We start from the raw sequence: 1014 nt of genomic DNA, 5'->3' as shown, positions 1-1014 counted from the left end.
AAATTAACTATGCCACTACAAACTCAATAAAGAGGACTAGATCCTACTTAAGAGATTATTAACTGAATTTATAATTTAGTAATCTTTAAGTCAGTTGATATTTTCTTGTTTTGGGAGGCCTGTTTTGTCATCAAGTAAAATGGTAATTGATGGAGTTTACGAAACGTTAAAAATGCGTGTTGAAATTCATGATGATGTTGTTATAAAAACCTTCAAGAAAGGTCGTAACTCAAAACAACGGTATACAAGAGAAAAGAGAGCACTCAATCTTCTACTCGGAAAGAAGGGCTTCCCACAAGTTTCTGAATGTGATGACGATTTACTACAAATTGTCATGTCGAGACTAAGCGGAAAACGGCCTGAGACACTGTCTGAATCACAGGTTTATCAATTAAGAAGGTTAGTGCATGAATTAAATGCAAGTGGTGTTTCCCGTCATGCTATGCCATTACGTGATTTTATTGTTGATGAAGATGGTAACTTGGGTATGGTTGACTTTGAGAGAGTATCCTTCAGAGGTTTTCGTTACTCTCCAATTTGGTACGCCGCATTAAGAGTTAACCAATACAATTTGTTGCGCTTGATAATGGCCCACCAACCACAAGTATTGACATCAAGTGAATCCGAACTCTTCAAAAAACTGTTGTGGTTGAGAAATAACCTAACCAAATTGAGGCCTTTGAAAAATTCTGTTCGAAACTATTTAAGCGAGTTTTTCAGTACGCACTAAGGCAAATAAAGAACTTTATGAAAATTCTCTTTTTGAATGAACGTATCCGCCCTGTGGGATCATGAGGCGAATAAAGTTGTTTTGCTTATAGATTTTCCAAGGTGCTGAAACTTGCAATGGGGCATAAATGAGCTACACACTCCTCTATCACTTTCGAACAAACACACCCGTTCATCAAATATCATATTCAAGTCGCTCAATGTATTTGAGTAATGCCCTAGCCTGCATATCCTTCCCATAGCGGCCGTAGGTGATGTTTGGGTTTGTAACCCTCCCTTAAAATC

The 1014-nt window shown here is 37.6% G+C and carries 1 protein-coding gene; it reads left to right on the top strand.

The genetic code is table 11. From position 1 onward, the window contains the following. Window positions 1-124 precede the first annotated feature (124 nt). A complete protein-coding gene (locus tag AB4140_RS19780) occupies window positions 125-730 on the top strand; it encodes a hypothetical protein (RefSeq protein ID WP_372002349.1) in 606 nt (201 codons plus the stop codon). Window positions 731-1014: the final 284 nt, after the last annotated feature.

It is taken from the genome of Shewanella sp. 10N.286.51.B2, from assembly GCF_041469265.1.
In the GTDB taxonomy this organism is placed as follows: domain Bacteria; phylum Pseudomonadota; class Gammaproteobacteria; order Enterobacterales; family Shewanellaceae; genus Shewanella.
Note: the sequence above shows the minus strand (reverse complement) of the source record. Positions and strands in the feature narration are given on the sequence as shown.